Annotated in this window: 20 protein-coding genes and 1 CRISPR repeat array; of the genes, 19 read left to right on the forward strand and 1 reads right to left on the reverse strand. The window is 29.2% G+C overall.

Features of this window, described 5'->3' with window-relative positions:
- The 11 genes from LN736_RS08640 to LN736_RS08690 all read left to right on the forward strand — a co-directional run.
- Positions 1-373: integrase core domain-containing protein (locus LN736_RS08640; protein ID WP_229981352.1), on the forward strand; the 373-nt coding region annotated here is incomplete at its 5' end.
- 84 nt (positions 374-457) lie between these two features.
- A complete protein-coding gene (locus LN736_RS08645) occupies positions 458-2,221 on the forward strand; it encodes a hypothetical protein (RefSeq protein ID WP_229981353.1) in 1,764 nt (587 codons plus the stop codon).
- A gap of 22 nt (positions 2,222-2,243) precedes the next feature.
- Positions 2,244-3,518, forward strand: coding sequence for a hypothetical protein (locus LN736_RS08650; RefSeq protein WP_229981354.1), 1,275 nt, complete (start codon positions 2,244-2,246; stop codon positions 3,516-3,518).
- On the forward strand, positions 3,508-4,428 hold the full coding sequence (locus tag LN736_RS08655; protein WP_229981355.1) for a hypothetical protein: 921 nt from the start codon (positions 3,508-3,510) through the stop codon (positions 4,426-4,428). The genes LN736_RS08650 and LN736_RS08655 overlap by 11 nt, the downstream gene beginning before the upstream one ends.
- Complete coding sequence (locus LN736_RS08660) at positions 4,425-5,939, forward strand: Cas10/Cmr2 second palm domain-containing protein (protein ID WP_229981356.1); 1,515 nt, start codon at positions 4,425-4,427, stop codon at positions 5,937-5,939. The genes LN736_RS08655 and LN736_RS08660 overlap by 4 nt, the downstream gene beginning before the upstream one ends.
- A 12-nt stretch (positions 5,940-5,951) precedes the next feature.
- Positions 5,952-6,596, forward strand: coding sequence for an RAMP superfamily CRISPR-associated protein (locus LN736_RS08665; protein WP_229981357.1), 645 nt, complete (start codon positions 5,952-5,954; stop codon positions 6,594-6,596).
- 2 nt (positions 6,597-6,598) lie between these two features.
- Positions 6,599-8,197: an RAMP superfamily CRISPR-associated protein gene (locus tag LN736_RS08670; RefSeq protein WP_229981358.1), complete on the forward strand. Its 1,599-nt coding sequence runs from the start codon at positions 6,599-6,601 to the stop codon at positions 8,195-8,197.
- On the forward strand, positions 8,197-9,483 hold the full coding sequence (locus tag LN736_RS08675) for an RAMP superfamily CRISPR-associated protein (protein ID WP_229981359.1): 1,287 nt from the start codon (positions 8,197-8,199) through the stop codon (positions 9,481-9,483). Before LN736_RS08670 ends, LN736_RS08675 begins: the two co-directional genes overlap by 1 nt.
- A gap of 3 nt (positions 9,484-9,486) precedes the next feature.
- Complete coding sequence (locus tag LN736_RS08680) at positions 9,487-9,951, forward strand: hypothetical protein (RefSeq protein ID WP_229981360.1); 465 nt, start codon at positions 9,487-9,489, stop codon at positions 9,949-9,951.
- Between the two features lie 2 nt (positions 9,952-9,953).
- Positions 9,954-11,966 carry a TIGR03986 family type III CRISPR-associated RAMP protein gene (locus LN736_RS08685; RefSeq protein ID WP_229981361.1) on the forward strand — a complete coding sequence of 671 codons (2,013 nt, stop codon included), beginning with the start codon at positions 9,954-9,956 and terminating at the stop codon, positions 11,964-11,966.
- Between the two features lie 632 nt (positions 11,967-12,598).
- Positions 12,599-14,496: direct repeats of the CRISPR family, unit length 30 nt; unit sequence GATTTTAGATTACCTATAAGGAATTGAAAC.
- A gap of 317 nt (positions 14,497-14,813) precedes the next feature.
- Entirely contained in the window at positions 14,814-15,179 is a 366-nt protein-coding gene (locus LN736_RS08690) for a DUF4180 domain-containing protein (protein WP_229981362.1), read from the forward strand.
- Between the two features lie 503 nt (positions 15,180-15,682).
- Here the strand turns inward: LN736_RS08690 and LN736_RS08695 are convergent.
- Entirely contained in the window at positions 15,683-15,874 is a 192-nt protein-coding gene (locus tag LN736_RS08695) for a hypothetical protein (RefSeq protein ID WP_229981363.1), read from the reverse strand.
- Between the two features lie 463 nt (positions 15,875-16,337).
- Between LN736_RS08695 and LN736_RS08700 the strand changes: the two genes are divergently transcribed.
- The 8 genes from LN736_RS08700 to cas3 all read left to right on the forward strand — a co-directional run bounded on the left by LN736_RS08700 (position 16,338) and on the right by cas3 (position 25,193).
- Positions 16,338-17,207, forward strand: a complete 870-nt coding sequence (locus LN736_RS08700; protein WP_229981364.1) for a radical SAM protein — start codon at positions 16,338-16,340, stop codon at positions 17,205-17,207.
- A gap of 137 nt (positions 17,208-17,344) precedes the next feature.
- Positions 17,345-17,773, forward strand: a complete 429-nt coding sequence (hepT, locus tag LN736_RS08705; RefSeq protein WP_150358998.1) for a type VII toxin-antitoxin system HepT family RNase toxin — start codon at positions 17,345-17,347, stop codon at positions 17,771-17,773.
- Positions 17,774-17,813: 40 nt separating this feature from the next.
- Complete coding sequence (gene mntA / locus LN736_RS08710) at positions 17,814-18,212, forward strand: type VII toxin-antitoxin system MntA family adenylyltransferase antitoxin (protein ID WP_229981365.1); 399 nt, start codon at positions 17,814-17,816, stop codon at positions 18,210-18,212.
- A 16-nt stretch (positions 18,213-18,228) separates the two neighbouring features.
- Positions 18,229-18,621: a transporter gene (locus LN736_RS08715; protein WP_229981366.1), complete on the forward strand. Its 393-nt coding sequence runs from the start codon at positions 18,229-18,231 to the stop codon at positions 18,619-18,621.
- 213 nt (positions 18,622-18,834) lie between these two features.
- Positions 18,835-20,862: a TM1802 family CRISPR-associated protein gene (locus tag LN736_RS08720; RefSeq protein WP_229981367.1), complete on the forward strand. Its 2,028-nt coding sequence runs from the start codon at positions 18,835-18,837 to the stop codon at positions 20,860-20,862.
- 2 nt (positions 20,863-20,864) lie between these two features.
- The gene (locus tag LN736_RS08725) at positions 20,865-21,926 is read left to right on the forward strand and encodes a CRISPR-associated protein (RefSeq protein WP_229981368.1); all 1,062 of its coding nucleotides are present in this window, start codon (positions 20,865-20,867) and stop codon (positions 21,924-21,926) included.
- Between the two features lie 4 nt (positions 21,927-21,930).
- On the forward strand, positions 21,931-22,689 hold the full coding sequence (gene cas5 / locus LN736_RS08730; protein WP_229981369.1) for a CRISPR-associated protein Cas5: 759 nt from the start codon (positions 21,931-21,933) through the stop codon (positions 22,687-22,689).
- Positions 22,677-25,193 (forward strand): CRISPR-associated helicase Cas3', encoded by a 2,517-nt coding sequence (gene cas3 / locus LN736_RS08735; protein ID WP_229981370.1) that lies wholly within the window; start codon positions 22,677-22,679, stop codon positions 25,191-25,193. The genes cas5 and cas3 overlap by 13 nt, the downstream gene beginning before the upstream one ends.
- Positions 25,194-25,212: the final 19 nt, after the last annotated feature.

Here is a 25,212-nt window from a genome sequence, read left to right on the forward strand (position 1 = left end):
TGTTGTGGATTGGGAAATAGATGACAATCTTGAAATTTACTTTGTACTTGAAGCATGCAAAAATGCTTTGAAAAAGTCAGCACCCGAAATTATAAATAGTGACCAGGGGAGTCATTTTACAAGCCCAAAATACACAAATTTGTTTCTTGAATCAGATTCAAGGATCAGCATGGACCATCGAGGGCGTGCCTATGACAATATTTTTATTGAAAGATTGTGGCGCAGTGTTAAATATGAAAATATTTATCTGCAGGATTACCAGAATCCACGGGAGGCACGCATTGGAATCAACGGCTACTTGAAATATTATAATTATAAAAGGCCGCATCAAAGTCTTAGCTATAAGACTCCCGCTGAAATATACAACAAATAATTTATTTGCTTTCCTGAGAAAAATTATACCTGCAGATGGAAATTACGTCAAGGATGCTGACGCACCATCTGCGATGGCATGTCCTTGACAGGTGAAGTGTATTTAAGGGAAAGCATTATGATACTGTTTATCAACCTAACTATAAATCTACTAAAAAATTGTCTTGACAAAGGGGTGCACTTTATATTACCGGTAAAAAAACTTTCAGATCGGGAAATAAAAGCTTTTAAGGAACTTTCATATGATATTGTAAATGGTAAAGTGGTTCTTAATTTATCTTCTAATCTTCTTTCCACGTTAAGCTGTGAGATCTCAAGCTGTAGTTTCTTGAAAAATAAGATTTATGTGAAAATAAATGAAAAAAGAATAGATTATGATGGTAAATGTAAAAGGGAAGATGATCTCAATATTTTTTATCAGCTTTCAGATTTTGTGTGCAATAATGCTTATCTTAAAGTTATGAATGATTTAAATGAAATTGTATTTGCATATGATGATATTGATGAGAGCTATAGAAAAATAATGCAATATTACAATGGAAAAAAACTTTATGAATATATAGATCAAAAAGAGAGGTATGATATTGAATTTAAAAATTCTAAATATAAAAGAATATATGATTCCCATATAAAAAATTTAGATAAAAAAAAGCTATATAGTAATGTGTCTATAAAAGATTTTATAATGAAAGAAAGGGAAGAAATAAAATCAAGAGAGTATAATAGGATATTTGTCAAAAGAAAGCTTGATAAGGTTGATAAGTATATAACTTCTTCCACTGTTAAAAATGATTTAAAAACAGCTGCTGAATATTATATATTTAAAATGAGAACATACAACCATCTTGGAGATTTTAAAGATAACAGTAATACATATAAAAATGTTATGAAATTGACTTATAATATAAATTCTATGGACATTATAAGGTTAAGAATGGAAGCTATAAATTTATATGCAGTTACATTGTCGAATAGTTTTATTTTTAAAGAATCGATTACGTATATTGATAAGCTTATTTGGTATCAAAATTTTGTGGAAGATATGTATAAAGAAATAGCTTGTGATATAGATAAAAAGGAAATTGATAAAAATTATGTCGATATAAATATGGGAAAATATTTAAGCTCAAAGGGTCAATATATGTCATTTATTAATAATAAATCTGCAAGAAAATATTTTTTGAAAGCATTGGAATGTTTTAAATATAATGATAAGCAAAAAAATCAAACAATATCTTACCTGATTCACTATTACTCATATTTTGAAATTGTTCCAGAAGATAATATAAAACAGATTATAGATAAATATTTTGGATTTGATAGCTTTCAGGATGGAATAAATTATTTTACAAAGATTAAATATGAAAATTTGCTTTCTCCGAGTGAATCCTTCAAGCTTTTTGCATTTATCAAATATTGGGCTATTTATGAAAAAATGGGACAAGACATTGGTCTAGATCAAATTAAAAAACTTGGTAATAAGCTTGCTAATTTATGCTCATATGTGGAAGAACATTCAAAGTTTTTTGAGCATCCCTATGAGCTTGTATTTTATAATATGGCCCAGAAATTGGAGAATAGTTCTTTAAAAAAAGAATTTAATGACAAGGCCATAAGCATATGTAAAAATCCAAACAGTGAATTTACATTGAGGGCTATTGGGTTCATGATAAAACTCAATTGTTATAAAAATAAGAAAGATTTGAAAAAGTTCATAAATTTTTTGAATGAAAAAGATATTTTAGATGATACGAGAAAATATTTTGAAGTGGATGCTTTATCCAGAGAGGATGATATAAATAGAGCTTTGAATATTATAAATTCTAAATTTACATATATGTACAGATAGAAACAAAGGAGGTATTGAATTTATGCAGACAGTAGAGAAAAAAGCTGATTTTCTAATAACTCTTGTGGGGACAAGTGCTATGCCCAATCTCATAGGTATAGTTACGAGAATAAATCAATGTGGAAAGGTATTTTTGATTCATACCTGTGAGACGAAAGATATTTCAGATAGTCTTGAGAATTTTATAGAACAAAAAAATAAAGCTGATATAGCAGGAAATCTTCATGTAAAAAGTGAATCGGTTAAGCTTGGAAACTATGATAATCCACAAGAAGTGTATAGGGAACTGCTTCCCAAATTTAAATCAATATGTAGAGAAATTAAGAATTCGGGAATAGACAAACCTGTAATTGAGCTCAATTATACAGGAGGTACTAAGGTTATTTCAAGTTTATCATGTAAAATTTTTGACAATGTATTTGAAAATTTTGACGGCAGTCTATATTTCACATATCTTGATGGGGAAAAAAGTGAAATCCATATTTTTAAATCAAGTTTGAATAGAGAAAGCATAGTTGATTATTCAAGCAAAAATGGGACTATCCCTATTACTGTTGGAGATGTTGCTGCTGTGCATATGAAGTCAGTTTTAAATTACAAGGACAGTTCAGATACTTTTAGGCAGAGCAAATTCAGCAAAGATATGTATGATTTCATAGTAAATAATTTGGATAAAAGAAAGGAAATTATCTCATATTTAGAAGGTTTATTTAATGGTCTAACGGTTATAAAAAAAGCAACTCAGATTACAGATTTTTTGAATGCTTTTTCGGATAAAAACAAGCTATTATATGGTTATGACAATTCCAATGATTTTTTAGAAGCATTTTATACAAAAAGTATAAAGAAAGTAAGTGAAAAACTTCGCGGAAAATGGTTTGAAGAAGTGATTCATCAAATATTGATTGAGCTTAAAAGGGAAAATGTAATAGATGATTTTGCAAATAATCTTTCAAGCACAAAGAGCATCAATACAAATTTTGAATCGGATTTTATAGCTATGAAGGATTACAAATTATATTATTTCTCGGTGAGCACTGTTGATACTGAAGAAATGACTAGATTGAAATTATATGAGGCTAAGCAGAGAGTAAAAATTATTTCTGACGCGGAATCAGCAGCGGCAGCTGTTACTTTTGTGGAGGATAAGAATGAAATTCTTAAAGGATATAAGAATATATGGCAGGAAAATCCTAAAAATGTGCTTATAACGACGTGGAATGAACTTCCCAAATTAAAAGAAATAATTAGAAATTGGATAATGAAAAAGGGAGCGGTTGATGAAAATGAGTACTAAAGCAGATTATATAATAACTTTAATAGGTAAAAATCCTTCTCCTAACTACTATACTATTTTAAATTACAGTAAAAGTGGAACAAAAGTGTATGCTTTTTATACGTTGAATGATAGTGAATCGGTGAGTAGTGAAAATGTTTTGAAAAATATAATCCGTTCTGTGAATGAAAAAGATGATTCAATTGTTATAAAATCTGTTCCCTGTGACAAAAGCAGGAAAAAAAGTATTGAAAAATGTGTAAAAAGTGAATTTAGTAATATCATAAAAAACTGCGATTATGATAATCTTGGCAGCAGGACAGTAAATATTATTGTGGATTATACGGGCTCTACAAAATCCATGTCGGCATTTTTCTATTCATTTTATAACAAAATAGTTGAAAAAGATGAATATAGCAAGCTGAATATACACTCTTCTTATGTTTCTTCTGACAAGGGAGAAATCTATGAGTGCAAATTTGAACCGGTGAAAATTGAATCCATATATGAAATTGAAAATGTATTTGAACAATTTGGCATAACAATGGAAAATCTAATAGCACTTCACGGTTATAAACTAGTTGATGGGAATCAAATCAGTGATATTTACCACAATCATAATTTTAATTATAAATTTGATCATATTGATATAAAAAAAGGAAATTTGAGATTTTGTATTACTGTAAAATGTGAAAAAATAAAAGATCTTGTGCACAAGTATTTTGAAATATCAGATGAGGTTGAAAAAGCAGGGGGAAGTGAGGCGTATATTGATTTTCATGTTAAAGGCTATAAATTTAAAGACAAATGTCTAAATTATGGGGATACAAGAAGTAAATTTTATGATTCCCTAAGCAATGTATATTCTCGAGACTTAAAAGAAAAAGTAACTGTTACATTTGAAGAAGAGAACAAGGAGGAAAATGAATGAAGAGTTTGGTATTATGGGAGTTTTCAAGAAAACAAAATTATGTATTTAGAAGCAGCAGACTTAAAGAATGTATCGGGGCATCTATGATCATAAGAAGGCTATCTGAGAACTTCAGAGAATATGATCTTGAAGATAAAAATTTCATAGTGAAGGGTGGTGGAAAAAGCTTATATCTATTCGATGATGAAAAATGTGCAGATAAGTTCATAAAAGATTTCAGTATAAGAGTACTTAAGAATTATCCTGGCCTTGAATTTTTTATAGTTAGGGAAGCGGTTGACATTTCAAAGGATGATATAAAAGTTTCAATTAAAAATATATATAAGAAATTAGAAATAAAAAAAAGCAGTAGAAAAAATTCAGGGAATCAGATTGGCTTTGGAATAGAAAGGGAATGTGATTCTACAGGATATCCTGCTGTTTCTTTTTATTATGATGAAGGGAAAAAATATATTTCAAGTGAGATAAAAGCAAAACGTGAGGAAGAAAAGAGCGCTGTCAAGGAGTATTTTGATGATCTCATTCCGGAAAATTATAAATATAGTAAAGAAATTGATGATTTGGTAAATGAAAAAGGAAAAAGTTATATAGCTGTAGTACATATTGACGGGAATGAAATGGGTAAAAAATTGAGAAATTTGGGAAATAAAGTAGTTAAGAGAAATAACGAGACCATGGAGTTTTATAACAACAGGTATATAAATATACTTAAAAATTTCAGTGAAAAAATAGATGAAAGTTATAAGCGTGCATTTAAAAATATGATAGTGAATATAGTTAACAGCAGAGAAAATCTAGAAGATATTTCGAAAATAGATGATAAAATTATTCCGCTGAGACCGCTTATATTTGCAGGGGACGACGTGACTTATTTGAGTAATGCATATATTGGAATTGAAACTGCGAGATCTCTTCTCCAGGAACTTGATAAAAATTATGTTGATATTGAAGGCGTGAATCTTGGAAAACTTCATGCATGTGCTGGAATTGCAATAATAAAAAAAGGATATCCATTTATAAAAGGATATGATGCTGCACAGCAGCTTTGCGAAAATTCGAAGAAAACTATTCTTGAAAAAAAATATGAAGATACATCAATGCTGGATTTCCATACTTTTCAGGGAGATATAGATAAGTCCATATATGATATAAGAAGAGAAGAGTATACGTTTAATGGTAAAGATGTGAAACTCACAATGAAACCATTGTTAATTGATTCTTCAAAGAGCTGGAAAAATTATCAAAACTTTATAGAAGCATTAGACAATATAAATACAGCTATAAGTAAGAAAAAAATAGGAAGGAGTAAGGTTAAAACTTTAAGGGAAGTGCTTAAAAAAGGTGAACAAGAAACGAAATATTTCTTTAAGTTTTATAATATAAAACCAGGTAGGTATTTTAGAGATCTTCATGGTGCAAGAGGAGACTACTGTTTTAATGAAAGTGATGGCGTATGTATGTATTTCGATGCTATAGAATCCATGGATATGTTTAAAAAACTTGAAAAGTGAGGTGGAATTAAAATGACATATTTTAAAATAAAAATAAAACTGCTTTCTGAAAGTATTTTTGGGAATGGGGAATCAGAATCGAGTGGGGTTGATGTTGACATATTAAAGGATGACATAGGTGTTCCTTATTTTAGAGGGAAGACATTTAAGGGAAAACTAAGAGCAGAAATTTCTGCACTTGGGGAGTATATGTCCTGTTTCAGTAAAAATAAATATGACAAAATTATTGAAGGACTCCTTGGAAGAGAGGGAAGGTTTGACAGCAATACTTTAAAGTTTTCGGATTGTGTTATATCAGAGTGCGTGCATGATGATCTCAAATATGGTATTGAAAATGGTAAGTTTGACAAAAAAGATATACTTAATTCTCTTACAGAAGTCAGGACCTTTACAAGGATTGATGAGAATGGAGTTCCGGAAAAGGGTTCTTTAAGGCAGGCCAGGGTGATAAAAAAAGGTTTGATTTTATACTGCAATGTAGAATGTCAAAGAAATTTAGATGATGTTGAAAAAGGCATACTTTCAGCAGGAGTGGCAGCTTTAAGGAATCTCGGTGCAATGGAGAGCAGGGGAAAAGGGAATGTAAAATGCTCATTTATAGAAAAAGGTGAAGATGTGACAGCTAAATATATTGATGTACTGGAAAAGGAGTCTTGAATATGGCTAAGTATGTTATATTTGATATAGGAAACGTAGAACCTATAAAAATTTCATCTACAGTTATGCAGTCCGATAATGAATATTCCAGAAGTTATATACCGGGAGCGGCTATAAGAGGTGCATATATATCAAACTACATTAATGTAAATGATATAAAAAATCTTAATTCTGGAATACATAGAGAAAAACTGTTAAGAGGTGGAATAAAATTTTTAAATGCCTATCCGGTAATTAATGAAGTAAGGTCACTGCCGTTTCCAAGATGTTTTTATGCTCTGAAAGATGATATAAAAAAATATAGTGTAAGTAAAAAGATGAGGATATCAATGTTTTATGAAGATACCGATAGGGATATTGATAAAGTAAAAGGATTTGAATTTGCAAATTTTAATTTTAGTAAAGAGGCATTGGAAACTCGAGGGATAGATAAAATAAATAATTTGCATATAAAGAAGGAAGCAAAGAATAAGATCTTTAGGTATGAAGCTATAGATTCAGGAGAAAAATTCAGGGGAATAATTAAATGTGAAAATGATGATTATATTGAAGAAATCGAACAAATACTGAAGAAAGGATTATTTTACATAGGTGGTTCAAAAGGTTCTGGATACGGAAAGTGTAAAATAGATAATATAAATGTAAGTGAGAAGAACCCTGAAATTAGGATTTTTGGGGATGAAGTAAATGATTTTGAAGATAGTGAGTCTTTTTCGATTTATGCGTCATCCGATATATTATATAGGGATAAATTTGGAATTTATAAATCCTATATAGATGAAGAATATTTGAGAGAAAAGCTCGGCCTTGAGGAAATTAAATTTGAAAACAGTTTTGTAGATATGGAATATTTTACAGGGTTTAATAACAAGTGGAGATGCAGACTTCCCATAGTAAATGGAATAAAATCAGGCAGCATACTTATTTATAAATTTAAGGGCAATTTGAATCCCGATAATATTAGGAATTTCGAAGAAGAGGGGATAGGAGAAAGAAAGCAGGATGGTTTTGGAAGATTTATAATTTTACCTGACATTGACCAGACTCTTTCTTTTGACCAGGTTATCCTTTCAGATAGCCATAATGAGAAAACTGAGGAAATTGAAGTTAAAGACGAAGAAGATAAAAATCAGCTTGGTATGATCCTTGATAGAATTTATCTCAATAAGATCAATAAAAAACTCTCTGAAAATGTATTGGGAATGGACTCCCAGATGAATTTGAGTTTAAATAAAAATCAATTTGGAAAACTTACAGAGTTAATGGACATTCTTCTTAGAATGAAATATGAAGATGGAATAATAAGACTTAAGGATTATTTTCAGCATGTTATTTCAGATAAAAAAATAAATAGAGAACTTGCAAATAAAATTGAAATGCCTTTTATGGATGGAAAACCATTAAAAGACTATATGTTAAGTGAACTTGAAAACAATGATAAATTTGATTTTGAAAATAAGTATGGACAACCTTTTAAAATAGGAGGAGTTGAGTCAAAATTCCATAATAAAGCTCAAGCCATGTATAATTACAAATTAAGGATTTTCAAAGAGCTTTTTAGAATGCAGCTTAAAGACAATTCAGAGGGAGGGGAAAATTAATGCCACTTAAAAACGGAAAATATCTGAAAAGAATAGAATCTGAAATTGAAAATATTTCTCCTTTGAATATAGGCGGAAACGATGGAGAACTTTTAGTAGATATTGAAGAAAATAGTGTGTATTTGCACGGAACAATGCTTGCAGGGGCAATTAGAAGTTACCTCTCTTCGATTGGTGCTGAAGATGTAGAAGATATGTTTGGAAAGAGTAAAGAATCAGGTGATAATAGTCTGAGTAAAATATTTATCTATGATTCCTGTGCAAATTTATTGGGCATAGAAGTGAGATCAGGTGTATGTATTGATAGATTTTCAGGTGCATCAAAAAATAAGGCAAAATTTGAAAGAGAATATATATGTGAGGGCCATAAATTCAAATTGTGTATGGAAATCTATGGCGACAACAAGGATCAAGCTGAAAGATATGGCAAAAATATATATATTGCACTGTCGGCAATAAATAAGGGATATATAGCATTGGGCTCTTATAAAACAGGTGGATCCGGGATATTTAAAATAAATTTTGTAAAAGAAGTTAATTATGATTTTACAAATAAAGAAGATCTATTTATGTATCTTAAAAATTCTAAGGAATATGTATCGGCTGATATTGGAAAACTGCCTTCTGAAAATTTGAAGAGCAGCGTATTTGTAAAATATGAACTTGAAGGAGAAATTGAAACTCCCCTGCTTGTAAAGGAAAATTCGTCACTTGACTATACTAGGCCGGATGATGAACAATTTAAAAATAAAAAAGGGGAATGTGTTATTCCAGGGACTTCACTTAAGGGAATCATAAGAAGTCAGGGTGAAAAAATATTGAAATTTTATGGAAAAGAAAATGATATAGAAAAGATATTTGGTTCTGAAGGTGGCTCAGAAAAAAAACTTCCATCGAGATTTACAGCTTATGATTCTAAAATAGAGGATGTAAAAAAATCAACTTATAGCAAGATAAAAATGGACAGATTTACTGGAGGAGTCCTTAAGGGATCAAAGATGAGTGAGGAGCCTGTAATGGGGAAAGTGAGAATTTCTGGAAAACTAAAACTTGATAAGAAATGTGAAAAAGATGAGGCAGTTGGGCTTATTGCCCTCGTGTTTAGAGATATTGCCAGGGGAGAATTAGGTATTGGAAGCGGCCAAAGCACAGGTAGAGGTAGAATTAAAGGCCAGCAGCTTAATATATTTAATGAAAATAATCTGCTGTTTAAATGGAATATGAAAGATAAGAAAGCAGAGATAAATAAAATTGATGACTATATATCTGTACTTGGGGAGGAGTAAAAAATGGAAGCCAATGTAACTTTAAAAGAGCTCACGAGAGAGAACATTAAAAAATTTGTAACTATAAATAATAAAAATTACAATGCAGATGCAGGAATTGAAGCTGTTTTATCCGATAAGAAATTTTATAATATTCTTGAGATTAAATATGGAATAATATATAATTTTGATTCCGTAAAATATGATACTGTTGATAAATTAAATATTGATTTTGACAATATTATTGAGGCAAGATTTTTTAACAAAAATACTGAGGTTGATGTAAGAATGATGGATAATAAAATTAGCGGGAATATATTTATTGATAATGGAGAAAAAGAACTTTTTATTGATGAAAATTTTTACTTAAGACAAAATATAGAAAATAATTACAATAAGTTAAAAGTTAAAAAATATATTAATTTTGATGAAGATGGACAAGCTTATGTTTTCTACTTAAAGCCATGTGAATTATTGAAGGAGGCGTAATTATGGGGAATAGAAATTATAGCATTATAAGAGATCATAGTGTAGCTCCATATAATTTTGTATCACTTCCTAATAAGTGTGTGTTTCCTTATAAAACTTATAAAGATCTACCAGGTCATGATATTTTAAATGAGTCTTACTTAAATGGTTATATAGAATATGAAATAGTTAATGAAACTCCATTGATTGTGGGTTCCAGTGAAAGAAATCAAGGAAAAGTCATAACTCCCTTCAAGAATCCTCAGAACAAATATGTAATACCTGGAAATACAATCAGAGGAATATTGAGGAACAATACTGCATTTTTGAGCTTGAGCAGCCTTGAAGATTTTATAGAAAATGACAGGTTTTATTTCAGATCTTTTGGAAAGGGAAAAGACAGAGAAAATTATAAAAATAGACTTTCTATAGGTGCAAAAGTAGTTAATGGAGAAAGCACGTCTATGCCTAGAAAAATAAATGGTGGATATATCTATAAAGATTCAAGAGACAAATATGTGCTTGTACCATCCAAAAAAGTAGGCAATAATGATCTTTCCTATTTTGTAATAAGCGAACAGTATTTGAGAAGTATACATCCTGATGTGGGTGAAGACTATATGTATAATTCTGAAATTCTCGATCTTATAAGAAACAAGGCCAAATATAAATCTCAGGGATATAGACCCAACCAAAATAAAAAACAGCTTTTGAAAAATAGAAATGATGAATATAAACCTTATTATGTGAAAATATCTTTTGAAATAAAAGGTGTCCGCACTGTATCTAAGATAGGTAAACCGGGGGAATATAAAAATCAAGGCTATTTGATGAGTTCAGAGTTTATCCAGGGGAAACTGGCCCACTATGTAATTCCTGAGCCTGATTTTGATAGCCCGGATAAGATTGGAATATCCAGAGATAATGGGGGGTTTAAATTTATAGATTTTTATAAAAATGATTTACTGAGAACTAAAAAGCAGAGAGATCCCGGTAAAATAGACAAGAAAAAAGATAAAACATATTTCTTTTTACCTGATAAAGAAGGCAGAAATTCAGGTAAACCAATATTTTATTATGGAAAATTTAATAAAGATAATAATAAATTTGATAAATTATATTTTGGATTCAGTCCCTATCTTAGAATACCTTATGATTATTCGATAAAGGATTTAATGCCTGAAGGGTATAAAGATAAAAGCGGTTTTAGCTATGTAGATGCACTTTTTGGTTTTACTGAAAGGGGCAAAGAGAAACGTAATTACAAAGGAAGGTTGAGCTTTGAAGATGTAGTTTGCGCGAGTGAATCACCTAAACTTTGTGGAGAATATAGACTTGTTGCAGGTGAGCCCCATGCAAGTTCTTATCCATCATATTTGAAACAGGATATTATAAGCGGGAAAGAACCTATGAAAATTAAAAATTACAATGATTCCGATTCGCAGATACGTGGAATAAAAGAATATTTAAATAGAGATAATGATACTATCGATGATACTGTTGCGAATGCAAATGAAAATGTAAATGGGAAGGTTAGTGAAAATGTTTCTGTATACATTAGACCTCTTTCTCCCAAAACGGTATTTAAAGGAAAAATATATTTTAACAACCTTACCAGAGAAGAGCTGGGACTTATCTCATGGGCACTCAAAGTTAAAGGTGGTGCGTATGAAACTATAGGCTATGGAAAACCCTATGGATTTGGAAGGGTAAAAGTTGAAAATATAAATATAAAAACGGAAGATATACATAAAAAATATTCCTCAATGACTGCTGACTATTATAGAAAAGAGAATAGAGAAGTTCTTATAGATGAATATAAGAAAAGTTTTAAAGAAAGATTTAATATTGATATAGATTTGCAGGCAGCAGTTAAAGACTTTATAATTTTAAAGACTCTGGTTGTAGATAAAAATCATGAAAATGAAGCCAGATATATGAAGATTAAATTTTATCCTGATAGATCTAAAAGTAATGAATTCAATATGCTTAAACCCCTTCCAGATCCTGAAAAACTTCGAGATATACTGAAATAGTAAATTTACTCCAAATAAAAATATTGGTTTGGATAGAGTTGATGTAGATCATGATAGAAAAATTCAATGGGATAATGAGAAGAAACATATATGTAACAAAAATAATAATCTTGAACATCATGATAGAAATAAGTTTGATAGTAGTTCATGCTTGAATAATTCTTTAGAAGATCAATTAAAAAAATAGAAGAATAAAAATAGCAAAAAAGGTATATAAATATGAAAAATAAGTTCATAATTATTTTATGAACAAGCAAATATAATAAGTGCATACATGAGTTTCAAGGTGATCTGGTTGAAATACGATTTATTTAAGAAGCCATTATAAATATTGTATGCAGGTTTTGAAACTGGAATAGAGATATTTGCAAGTGCATTTATCATAAAAAAGCTGAGGGTGCAAATTGGTTTAATGCAGATGTGTTTTACATTTTTAAGATATCCGTGGAGTGATTTAGTGATTTATTATTTGATACTTTAATGTCGACCCTGAATAGAGCAAAAATTACCGGGGGTCGACAATTTTTATGTTCCCAGTTAATTGGCGGTCTGAGATTGGATTTTGAAATTCCTCCAGAGATTTTGCTGTATATTGCAATTTTGGATAAGCTGATGTATTCTATACTCGATGGGATTTTAGATTACCTATAAGGAATTGAAACGTGAATAAGATGATGAAGGATTAATTCGCAAAACAAAGATTTTAGATTACCTATAAGGAATTGAAACTAGAGAATTTAGTATGCCTAGTTGCTGGGCAGATGGATTTTAGATTACCTATAAGGAATTGAAACTACGGAAAAAGAAATCCAGGAAAAACTTAATATTTCGATTTTAGATTACCTATAAGGAATTGAAACCTTTCCATTGTATTTCTATAGGAAAATCATCCCTGCGATTTTAGATTACCTATAAGGAATTGAAACTGAAGATGGCACAGGGCTTCCAAGGACTTGCGAATAGATTTTAGATTACCTATAAGGAATTGAAACATTTTTGACGTATTTTTGCCGTCAAAAAATACTGGCAGATTTTAGATTACCTATAAGGAATTGAAACTTTTCTATATAAAATCTCATATTCCTTCTTAAATATTCGATTTTAGATTACCTATAAGGAATTGAAACATGCCTTGGCTAGTTAAGAAGTCCTCTACGCCTTTTGATTTTAGATTACCTATAAGGAATTGAAACTAACAAAGGCATGTTACAAAAAGATATCGGTAATTTATGATTTTAGATTACCTATAAGGAATTGAAACAATTATGGCAGCTAATATATATGAAACTGTAGAGGGTGATTTTAGATTACCTATAAGGAATTGAAACCCCCTTGTTCTATTAGGAAGCTCCTTACCATTTTATTGATTTTAGATTACCTATAAGGAATTGAAACTAAGAAATGCACTATACATATCTCTCTGTATATCGATTTTAGATTACCTATAAGGAATTGAAACCGGTATCTGTCACGGTAAGCGACTAAAAAAGGAGATGATTTTAGATTACCTATAAGGAATTGAAACTACAATGGCAATGCCAGATGGTACGATTAAAAATGGAGATTTTAGATTACCTATAAGGAATTGAAACTTTTTTTACATATCTCTGTATGATATTAAGTTGATTTGATTTTAGATTACCTATAAGGAATTGAAACAGGGTATTAACTAAATTTTTTATTTGCTCACATAGATGATTTTAGATTACCTATAAGGAATTGAAACCTTTATTGTGCCCCAAACCATTTTTTAAAGATCTGGGATTTTAGATTACCTATAAGGAATTGAAACCCCATCTCCAACGGTACTTGTCTTCTTTGGAATTGCAGATTTTAGATTACCTATAAGGAATTGAAACCTACAGGTAATATAGTTTTAGTTGCCTTCTGGCAAGAAGATTTTAGATTACCTATAAGGAATTGAAACAATATAGGGATGTATTCTAGGAGGTGGTAATTTGAAGATTTTAGATTACCTATAAGGAATTGAAACCATAGAATAAAGCCTGCAAAACATTATCTGTAATTGTGATTTTAGATTACCTATAAGGAATTGAAACCAGAGATGCCAGTAACCATACCCGGTATAACATCTGTGATTTTAGATTACCTATAAGGAATTGAAACTACATTTGTCTGGCAATTTCAAATCTCTTATATAATAGATTTTAGATTACCTATAAGGAATTGAAACTTGTTAGAGGGCTTTCAGATGTTACGATACCAATTGTGATTTTAGATTACCTATAAGGAATTGAAACCAGGAAATGTTCCTACAGGTTCTCAATCAAAGACACAGATTTTAGATTACCTATAAGGAATTGAAACATACTGTGTAAAGTAGAGGAGCTGTAAAAATGGGACTAGATTTTAGATTACCTATAAGGAATTGAAACTAAAATAGACTTTAAAAGTTTCATTAATGTATATATAGATTTTAGATTACCTATAAGGAATTGAAATTAGATGATGTTTACAGCAATGGGAGTAAAGCAGATGGGATTTTAGATTACCTATGAGGAATTGAAATTAAGCAAGTAAATGGTTGACTTGGTATTCCAGTTTTTATAGCCTTTCAAATGTTTTAGAGCCTGGAAAAACGAATGATAATAGCCCAGCAAGCATAAATGAATTTATTACTACTACGTTATCTAGAACTTTTTATATAAATAAAAATCCAATTAGTCCTAATACGAATTATAATTACAGATATGCGAAGATGATAAATTTGAGATTGGGATGATGGTACTAAAGAATTAGAGATAGTTTTTTTATTTTGCCTTTATTTTATTGTACTGATATGTTAATATGTTTTCCAAAAGGTACTATTGAAAGGTAGATGAAGTTATGGATACTAAAATAGTTCAGAAAAATGGTAAATCAATTGCAATTATTCATAGTAATGATATATTAATAAAAGATATTCAATCAACTTTGGATTTTATAGCAACTGTTTCATATGAATCAGAATGTTATAGAATTGCTTTAAATAAAGAAGCTATTACGGAAGATTTTTTTAAATTGAGTACCCACCTTGCTGGAGAAATATTGCAAAAGTTTGTTAATTACCATATAAAATTCGCTATTATTGGTGATTTTACCTGCTATTCAAGTAAATCATTAAAAGATTTTATATATGAAAGTAATAAAGGGAATCATATATTTTTTGTTTCCAATGAAAATGAAGCAGTAAAAAAATTATCTATTAATTAATAGAAGTTAAATTATTAAGAGTTTTGAACAAATCCAGGGTTCTTTTTTAAAATGGAAAAATTCAAGTTACATATGTAACCGATATTCTAGCCATAGGTGGTACTCTAGTGGGTGTTACTAACTCTATTTTTGAATTGGTGCCATTTTTAAAGAAGATGGGTTTGAATATATTATCTTATTATGATAATTTAATATATTCGAACAATGCATACCACATCAAATTAAAGAAAAAAAGAAATGTAAATAATGGAGTAAATTGATTTTTACCATGAATTATGCATAGAAATATAAATATGACATTTAACAAGAGTACAGTATTACAAAGAATAGGTATATATTTTTCTAACATTTTAATTCTCTTTTCGTGCATAAACCAATACCTTCTTAGTTTTAATTTTTATGTTTAACTTTTAGTACAATGTGTTATAATATATGTAAGAAGCCGTTATGGTTTTTAGTTGATTGTATCTTTAGTATTTAATTAAGATGTGCTTTGTGAGAGTTCATCTTAATTTTTTAGAATCTGAATTTTTATCATTATTTATATTGATAAAAAATTCTTTATTACTGTTTTTAGAGCTATTCTTGTATTTTAGAATAGCTTTTTCTTTTGAATGTGCAAGTACAGCAAAAATTCCGAATATAATTATTGCCGTACCACATACTATGCCAGTAATTAAAACTTCAGCATTCATATATGTCACCCCCTCTGCTGTCAGATTAACCGCAACGACTTCAATGGTTGGAGAGATAAAATCTGGAGGGTGACTAACTAAAAACACTTCTATTCTCTTAATAATCATTATAACATAAATTTTAACCATGAATATATATTGATATATTGGATTTTCATAACATATGTACATTCTATGACAAATAGAAAACTATTGGGTTAAATGTACTTAGAGATGAAGAATTGCTGGATTCAGCTTTGAGCTTTCCATTTCAGTATTTTGGAAAATGAAACTTGTATCTGTACTGAATTTTTTAACCATCTAATGATAGTAGGTGCTTTTATTTTTGTGGATTTACTCAAGCTATTGAAAATACTGAGCGTATAGCTTGATATTTTTAATTTTTCCGAAGTACTGAAAAATATAATTCTGAGTGTTACAATATAACTGATAATTTAGTATTTTATAGACAGGAGGGGCTACCGTGGAATATGAAGGTATTGTATATAGACCTCCTAGTGAGGCCGGAAGTTTTATAATTCAAGTTACTATAGGCTGTGCACACAATAAGTGCACCTTTTGTAATATGTACAAAGGGAAGAAGTTCAGGATAAGGAATATGAAGGAAATATACAGGGAGCTGGAAGAGGCTAAAGAAGTATATGGACATGTAGATAGAATATTTTTGGCTGATGGAGATGCACTTGTACTTCCAATGAAAAATTTAAGAGATATATTGCTTAAGATAAAATTGATTTTCCCGGAATGTAATAGGGTTTCAACCTATGCTGCTCCTGGGGATGTATTGGCAAAATCTCAGGATGAAATGACAGAGCTGAAAGATTTGGGACTTAAAATGATATATATGGGTGTAGAAAGCGGAAATGATGAAATATTAAGGAAAATAAAAAAGGGAGTTGATTCCAGGCAGATAATAGAGGCGGGCAAAAAAATTAAAAACAGCGGCATAAAACTTTCAGCTACTTTTATCTCTGGAATAGGTGGAAAGAAATATTGGAAGGAAAACGCAGTGGAATCGGCAAAAGTTATAAATTCAATGCAGCCTGACTATGTGGGGCTGTTGACTCTTATGGTTGAGGATGAAACAGAACTGTGCAGAGACATGAGAAGTGGAAAATTTGAACTTTTAAACCCCAGAGAAGTTATGCTTGAAACCAGAGAACTTATTAAAGACATTGATATAAGCAATTGTGTCTTTAGAAGCAACCATGCTTCCAATTATGTCGCTCTTAGGGGAACTCTTTCTCAAGACAAACAAAAATTGATTGATGAAATTGACGGAGTTTTAAAAGGAGATCAGGGATATAAACCTGAAGAATTCAGGCTGCTATAGTTATGGATTTATTTTTTCCTACAGATATTTTTTATAGATATACAGCTGTATTTGATAAGTTTTTATATGGTATAATATAGTTAAAAATATTCTGATTTGTATAATTGTTCAATTGAGATGAATTAAGGGGATAATTTATGATTAATAATATCGATTTACCTAAAGTAAAACAAAGGATAATGTTTATGCAGGATAACCTGGAAAAATTAAATAGACTGCGAAAAATTGATAGAGATATATTTGTAAAAGATTTTAGGAATGTAGATAGTGCCAAATATTTATTACAGGTGACAATTGAGGCAATGATTGATATAAGTAATCATATAATAGCTAGAAACAGGTGGGGAAGGCCGGAAACTAATAAGGAAAGTTTTAAAATACTTGCAGAGCGGGGTATTATTGAAAGAAAATATATAAATACTTATTTTGCTATGGCAAAGTTTAGGAATAGAATTGTTCATATGTATTTTGATATTAACAATGGGATGATCTATGAGATAATTCAAAATAATTTAAGGGATCTTGAAGCTTTTATTAAAACGATAGTTAAAAATATCAGCCTTTAATTTAATTCAAAAAAATATATTGAGAATTGGAGGTGTTAATTTGCTGAATATAGAAGACAAAATAAAAAACTTAAAAAAGTATTTTATTAAGCAGCCTGATATTTTAGGAGTATGGATAGTAGGCTCTTACGGAACTAAATATCAAAGAGAAGATAGTGACATTGATTTTGCTATACTTTTTGATAAAGATATAGATGATATGGAGGAAATGAAATTTGCCTGTGATATTACAGATATACTTAAAGTAGAGAATATTGACACTATAAATTTGAAGAAAGCACCAATTACTCTTCAGTTCAAGACTATAAAAGAAGGAAGAAATTTATATGAGGCAGATTATATTAAAGTGTGTGATTATATAGAATATGTGATAAATAATTATGGGGATAAAAAATATTATTTAGATAAATTTGAGAGGGATTATTTTGCTGCTTTTTAGAAAAGTGGGGTAGCTAATGAATAGAAATTTTTTGATTGAACAGTGTAGAAGACTTGAAATTATACATAAAGAGGAAAGCAAAGAAGCAAATCAGGAAAATTATTCAGATTGTAAATGGTTGTTAGTTCATAATGAAGGTCATCAATATTTAATTGATAAGTTTAAAAAATTTCTTGAAGATACGGATTGCACTGATAGAAAAGTTGCTAGAAAGTGGTTGAAGAAGAATATTAAAAAATCTGATGATATTATAAAGGATTTAGATGAAAAATATAATGAATTTGCTAATGATGAAGTTATGAGCGAGACTAATGAAAGAACTTATAGTTTTAATGATGGAATTTGGTGTATTGGCCTCACCTTGATTGAAGTTATTAATAAGGAAAGATATATAAGTAAGTTGAAATAATTCCTTTGCAAAAAAACTTCTGAGAAAATATTTTCCCAGAAGTTTTTTTGATTGGGAAAACATTTTAAATAATTTGTAATATTAGATATATTTATGAAGGATTTTGAATAATAGGATAGAATAATTAATATAGGAAAATAAATTTAGTTAATATCACTAAATATTTTGTTTATAACGTATTTTTATAAAAATTAAGTGTTGTAGGTGAGATCAATGAATATACCTTTTTTAACAGCTTATATAGGTTCAAGTTGTGAAGATGGAAATCAAAATGAATATTCTTCTATAGTTAAAAAGATTAGTATAAAAGATGGTGATAATCCCTTTGTAGTTTATCTAATATTTGACATTAATGATAACGATATATATTTTGACGTTAAAGAGCCATATACTGAAGAATCATGCTATAAATATTATTACTTTAAAAATAATTCTGCAGCTGCTGCACAATTTTATATGACCAGGGATATAAAAAGTTTAAATTATCTTTTAGGAAGTAGTTTTAGTGATTTATATGGCTGTCTTAATAAATATGATATGGGAAAATGTGAACTAGCTGAATTATTAAAACTTCTTGAGAAAAGAAATTTGATTAAAATTGAAAATAAAAAGGGCTATGGAAGTGTAAACTTAAATAAGATTAAAGGGTATGAGGATAAAGATATTGTTTTAGAGCAGAAAAATTTATTTATTGATAAAAAGAAGATAAGTTTTGATAATTTCGTTAGAGAATTTATAGACAATAATAATAAAAAAAATAAATTTGCTATGATTGTTCCTATTATTGTTAAAGATAAAAATGAAATAATTATTTCACAGCATAAAGATTATTTAAAACTTGTTAAAATTGCTTTAAATCTTGGAGATTGTGATTCCAGTAAAAAAAATAGTAAAAGTAAAATTTGTTATATTTGTGGTAAGAATGAAGCAAATGTAAATTCTGAATATTCAGGAAAATTTACAAGGGTGAACATAAACAAAGTATTTACTATAACCACTAAAAATTATTCTCAGATAAATAAAAATTTCAACCATGATGATAATTATTCATTTTGTCAGAGTTGTTATAAAAAATTGATGTCTGGTGCTAATATTATAAATCAAAAATTTGTTGGAAAACTTGCAGGTGAATCTGCATTTATTTTGCCTGAGGGGATAGATAACAATTTTGATTATGAAAAGATTTATACACTAAAAAATAAGGTGGATTTACTGTTTAATGGTACAGAAGCTGAGGATTTCATTAAGACTACTGATGATTCAAGTGTATTTGATGATGTTAAATTTTACAGCGTTAATTTTATAGTATATAGGACAGATGGAAATTCAATTGATGTAATTGAAACTATAGAAGATGTACCAACACTCAGAATTGAAAAGATAATTCAATCGTTAGGTGATAATTCACTCAGATATGGAGAAAAAACTAATATTATGCATATAAGTGATGTATATAGAATAATTCCTGTACGTGAAGATAAAAAGCATAATCAGATAAATATTGGACGAGTTTTGGACTTGTATAAATCAATCTTGTGCGGTGAGATAATAGACAGCGAAAATATATATTCATATGCAAATGAAGCTATGGAAAAGGGCTGTAAGCAGCTAGATAAGAAATTAATGGATAATTATAGGAATATGAAATTACAGTATTATAAACGAATTGATTCAAAAGATTATTTTATTCAAAATATCACTATGAAGTATATTGCATTTTTTAAATCATTACAGGAATTGAAATTATTAAATAGAGAAGTTTTTAACGGAGAGGAGAGGGATGAAATGGGTACTATAAATACCATGTCAGATGATGTTAATAAATCGATAAATGAAATTGAAGAATTCTTGTCTTCACGAAAGTTTTCAAATGAGGCGAAAGCATTATTTTATTTAGGTATATTGATTAATAAAGTAGCCTATGAGCAGTGGAAACGTGGGCATAAGACCAAACCCATACTTAAGAAAATACAATTTCAGGGCATGAAGTGCCCAGAGATTTACAGATTATATAATGATGTTGTTGAAAGATTAAACCAGTATAATGCATTAGACATATTTAATGAAGCATATATGAATAGATTTCATTTATATTCCGGGGTGTTGGATTTAGATAAAAAAAATTGGGCATTGAGCGATCAGGCCAATGTGTTTTATATTATGGCGGGATATTCTTACATGGTAGGTAATATAAAAAAACAAAATAAAGAATTAAAGGATAATGAAAGTGAGGGAAAATAATTATGGTTATTAAGTGTAACAGTGATTTTTTATTTGGATTTGAGGGAATATTTTCCAATTGTAACGGAGATCCTGATCAGGAGAATAAGCCAAGGATGGATTATGAAACAAATACGCTGCTTGTGAGTGATGCAAGAAGGAAAAGGGATATTAGAGATTTCCTTAAAAATAAAGGATTTTCTATATTTATTGATTTGATCGATAATAAAAATGTTGATATGGATACGATGTTTGAACATATTAGGAATAAATGGTTTGGTGATGATGATAAAATTCAGAGGCTTTTCATGGAGAATGATGAAATAAAAAAGACATGGAATGCATTAGAGTATCCTGATGAAAATTTTAAAGAAAATTATGAAAAAGCAGCGGATGATAAAAAGAAAAAAAAGGAATTATCCAAGTTTAATGATATTTTTTTAACAGAAATAGTTAAAAGAGAATTGATTGATATAAGACTTTTTGGAAGTGCTATGGCAGTTAAAAATGTAAATAAAACGTATACAGGACCTATACAGATGAATTGGGGATACTCGCTTCATCCCGTGGAACTTGTTAAATCTAATAGTATAACTTCAATAATGAATAATGATAATTCTACATTTGGAAATAAATATAAGATATATTATGCCCTTGTAGCTCATTATGGTACAGTAAATAAATACAGTGCAAAGAAGACAGGTATGACAGTTGAAGATCTGGACATATTCAGAAAAGCAATTGTTCAGAGCATCATGGCCAATAAAACGGATAGTAAACAGGGCCAATTTCCATTATTTTATTTTGAAGTAGTATACAAACCTGAATTTGATGGGTATCTTGGAGATTTAAGAAGGTTTATAAAGACAACTTATGATGAAAAAAATAGGCCTATAAGATCATTGAATGATTTAAAAGTAGATTTTGGTGGGCTTTCCAATGTAATTGATCTTTTAAAAAGCAGGGGATATATAAAGAATGTGGTAGGTTGGATTAACCCAATTGCAGATAAAAGTAATTTTATAAATGTTCCCAAATTTGAAGATGTAGATTTATTATCCCCTATAAAGAACGTGGGTGAGTGATGTTATGAAAATATTTTCTTTTTACTTAAAGGGAAAAATGGCTCATTTCAGAAAATATTATTCAAATTCAACTGCTTTATCCTACTGTATACCTCCGAGAACAACTGTAACAGGAATTATAGCAGGTTTGCTTGGCTATGAAAGGGATACTTATTATCAGGATTTTTCTTTAGATAAATGTGATATTGCAATTGCTATTTGCAGCCCGTTGAAAAAAGTTATGCAGAAATTAAATTATCTTATGATTAAAGGAAAAAACGATTTTAATGGAAGTCAAGAGAATCACAGTCAGACAAATCTTGAGTTTATTGTACCTCAAAATATAAGAGATAATTGCTTATGCTATCAAATATGGGTTCATCATAAAGATGATTTCATAATGAAAAAAATAGTAGACATATGCAGATGCAATGAGCCTATATATTTGAGCAAGGGAATATCCTTGGGATTGGGAACTGCTTTTAATCTTGGATGGATAGAGCCCTGTGGCATTTTTGAGGGGGAGCAGCATGGAGAAGGAATAAAAATGATGAATTCAATTATTCCGATGAATAGAAAACTGGAGTTAATAATTGATGATGAAATAGATGAGCCATTGCAGCTGATTAAGGAAAAAATTCCTGCTGAATTTGATAATAACAGGGAGATAACTCAAAATGGGTTGAACGATGTTTTAGTAAATTTAAATGGTACAGCTGTGAAAGTAAAAATAAACCAGTCTATAGAATTAAACAATGGTACTTCAATTGTATGGATAAATTGATTGGAAGTGATAAAGTGGAATACTATGCTCATTATGATAAAAATAAAGATACAAAACAGTTATTAAATGAACATTTGAAATCTGTTGCTGAATTATCGAAATATCAGATACCTCCAACAGTAAATTTTGATGTCATTTCCAATAACAAAATGAAAGATCTGTGCTATTGGATAGGATATTTGCATGATATGGGAAAGTATACAAACTATTTTCAGGATTATCTTATTAAGGGTGAAGATTCCAGGTTTAGGAGTCATGCACCTGTTTCCGCGTGTATAATTTATCTTTTTTTAAAAGATAAAGTTTTAGGTAGCAATAATAATTCAACTGAGGAAGAAATTTTAAAATTTTTATGCTATGTTGTGGTCAGACTTCATCATGAAGCTTTAAAAGTTGACCATAGTTTATTTAGCATCAGTCGTGAAAATAGTGTATGGGATAATTTACTGACTGAAAGAGATAATTTGTTTAAAAATAAAATTCAAATATTAAAAGATAGTAATTTGGAGAACGAAATAAAAGATAAACATTTTGAAATTGAAAAATTAAAGAAAGACAGACTGTTTACCAGAATACCTACTCTTGTAAATCAAGGAAGATTTGAGAAAGATTATTTGTTCTTCTTTATAATATATATTTTTTCTGTATTGATTGATAATGACAAAATAAATTCCTCGCAGATTAATATTGATAAAGTTAAGAGGGTTTCTCCTGATAAAGTTGAAAAATATATAAATTCAAAGCCTGCTAATAGAGGTAAAATTGATTTAAATGATAAAAGAAACAAATCAAGAAAAACGATGATTAATGTAATAAATAATCTTTCAGATACTCAAATAGTCAATACAGGATTTTTCTTTATTACCGCACCAACTGGAATAGGCAAAACCTTGTCATCACTTGAATGTGCACTTATACTTCAGAAAAGAATAAATAAGATCATGAATTATAATCCAAGAATTATATCTGCAATTCCGTTTATAAACATTATTGAGCAAAATAAAATAGAATATAAGAATGTTTTTAATAACGAACTCAAATTGATTATTCATCATAGACTTTCGGATTTTTCAAATATCAAAAGCGTAAATAATAAAAATATGTCCCTTGATAGAGCGTTGCTTGATGTAGAAGCATGGGATGGAGACGTTATACTTACAACATTTGTTCAATTTTTTCAATCCATATTTACAGGTAAAAATAAACCGCTTAAGAAGTTAAATAAAATGTCAGGAAGTATTATAATACTTGATGAAATTCAGGCAGTTCCGGAAAAATATATGCCGCTGATTGGGGCAGTTCTTAAAAAGATGAATCAATACTATGGTACAAAATTTATACTGATGACTGCAACTCAGCCTAAAATTCTTGAATTCAGCAAATTAATTTTAAAGGATGAATCTACAATTGACAATTCGATTCAATTACTCCATGACTATAAGGATTATTTCCATAATTTGCATAGAACTAAACTTATTCCTTTATTGAGCAAAAAATTGACTAATGATGAATTTGTATCTTTGATGTTTGAAAAATGGGATAATAAAAAATCAGTTTTGATTGTTGTGAATACAATAAAAAGAAGTATAGAAGTATATAACAAATTGAAAGGAAAAATTAAGGATCTTGGAATAAACACAGAAGTATATTATTTGTCCACCAATATTATTCCACAACAAAGAAAAAAAGTTATTGGTTTACTAAAGAAAAAATTAAAAAGTAAAGTTCCTCTTATTTTGGTATCAACGCAAACTATAGAAGCAGGTGTCAATTTGGATTTTGATATGGGGTTTAGAGATTTTGCCCCTATATGTTCAATAATACAAACTGCAGGCAGAATAAATAGGGAAGATGAAAAAACAGAATATTGCCCTTTATATATTGTACAGCTTGAGAATGATAATGACTATGTATACCAATTAATGAATTTGAAATTAACAAAAGGTATTTTAAAAAAATATCCTGAAATTCATGAAGATAAGTATGGTGAATTAACAGAAGAATATTATGATATGGAATTGAAGGAGGATGGATTTTATAAGGAATCAAAAACTATATGGGATAAAGGAATATTGAGATTAAATTTTGATGTTATTGAAGAATTTAGACTGATAGATAAACTAGAAGATGTAGTGGATGTATTTGTTGAGAATGATGCAAAAGCTTCTAAGGTTGCAGATGCTTATGAGGCAGTTTTGAATTCCAATGATAAAATTGATTATGATTTAAGAAATATTGATATAGATGAAAATTTAGCAGATAGATACAGAAAACATATAAGTTTTTATGAAAAAAAAGCGCTCCTTAAATTGATTAATAGTAAATTGAGCGATTATATTATACAGGTTAGATTAACAAGGATTAAGGATAATAGACCTATTGAATTTAAGGCAAGAGGTGGAGCTGAATCCAATTTATTTTGGATTCCTAGAGATCAAATTGATCAATACTATGATAAAAATACAGGATATAAAAGTGAAAATAATAATGCATATATTTTTTAAAAGAGGTGTTTTTGTATGG

Source organism: Clostridium aromativorans (assembly GCF_020908015.1).
GTDB lineage: Bacteria > Bacillota > Clostridia > Clostridiales > Clostridiaceae > Clostridium_B > Clostridium_B aromativorans.

Bases quoted from the DNA above. Each gene is read 5' to 3' on its own strand.
- LN736_RS08665 (WP_229981357.1), top strand. From the start codon at position 5,952: ATGACATATTTTAAAATAAAAATAAAACTGCTTTCTGAAAGTATTTTT.
- LN736_RS08650 (WP_229981354.1), top strand. From the start codon at position 2,244: ATGCAGACAGTAGAGAAAAAAGCTGATTTTCTAATAACTCTTGTGGGG.
- LN736_RS08680 (WP_229981360.1), top strand. From the start codon at position 9,487: ATGGAAGCCAATGTAACTTTAAAAGAGCTCACGAGAGAGAACATTAAA.
- LN736_RS08660 (WP_229981356.1), top strand. From the start codon at position 4,425: ATGAAGAGTTTGGTATTATGGGAGTTTTCAAGAAAACAAAATTATGTA.
- LN736_RS08690 (WP_229981362.1), top strand. From the start codon at position 14,814: ATGGATACTAAAATAGTTCAGAAAAATGGTAAATCAATTGCAATTATT.
- hepT (WP_150358998.1), top strand. From the start codon at position 17,345: ATGATTAATAATATCGATTTACCTAAAGTAAAACAAAGGATAATGTTT.
- LN736_RS08675 (WP_229981359.1), top strand. From the start codon at position 8,197: ATGCCACTTAAAAACGGAAAATATCTGAAAAGAATAGAATCTGAAATT.
- cas3 (WP_229981370.1), top strand. From the start codon at position 22,677: ATGGATAAATTGATTGGAAGTGATAAAGTGGAATACTATGCTCATTAT.
- LN736_RS08695 (WP_229981363.1), bottom strand. From the start codon at position 15,874: ATGAATGCTGAAGTTTTAATTACTGGCATAGTATGTGGTACGGCAATA.
- LN736_RS08685 (WP_229981361.1), top strand. From the start codon at position 9,954: ATGGGGAATAGAAATTATAGCATTATAAGAGATCATAGTGTAGCTCCA.
- LN736_RS08715 (WP_229981366.1), top strand. From the start codon at position 18,229: ATGAATAGAAATTTTTTGATTGAACAGTGTAGAAGACTTGAAATTATA.
- LN736_RS08655 (WP_229981355.1), top strand. From the start codon at position 3,508: ATGAGTACTAAAGCAGATTATATAATAACTTTAATAGGTAAAAATCCT.
- cas5 (WP_229981369.1), top strand. From the start codon at position 21,931: ATGAAAATATTTTCTTTTTACTTAAAGGGAAAAATGGCTCATTTCAGA.
- LN736_RS08670 (WP_229981358.1), top strand. From the start codon at position 6,599: ATGGCTAAGTATGTTATATTTGATATAGGAAACGTAGAACCTATAAAA.
- LN736_RS08720 (WP_229981367.1), top strand. From the start codon at position 18,835: ATGAATATACCTTTTTTAACAGCTTATATAGGTTCAAGTTGTGAAGAT.
- LN736_RS08725 (WP_229981368.1), top strand. From the start codon at position 20,865: ATGGTTATTAAGTGTAACAGTGATTTTTTATTTGGATTTGAGGGAATA.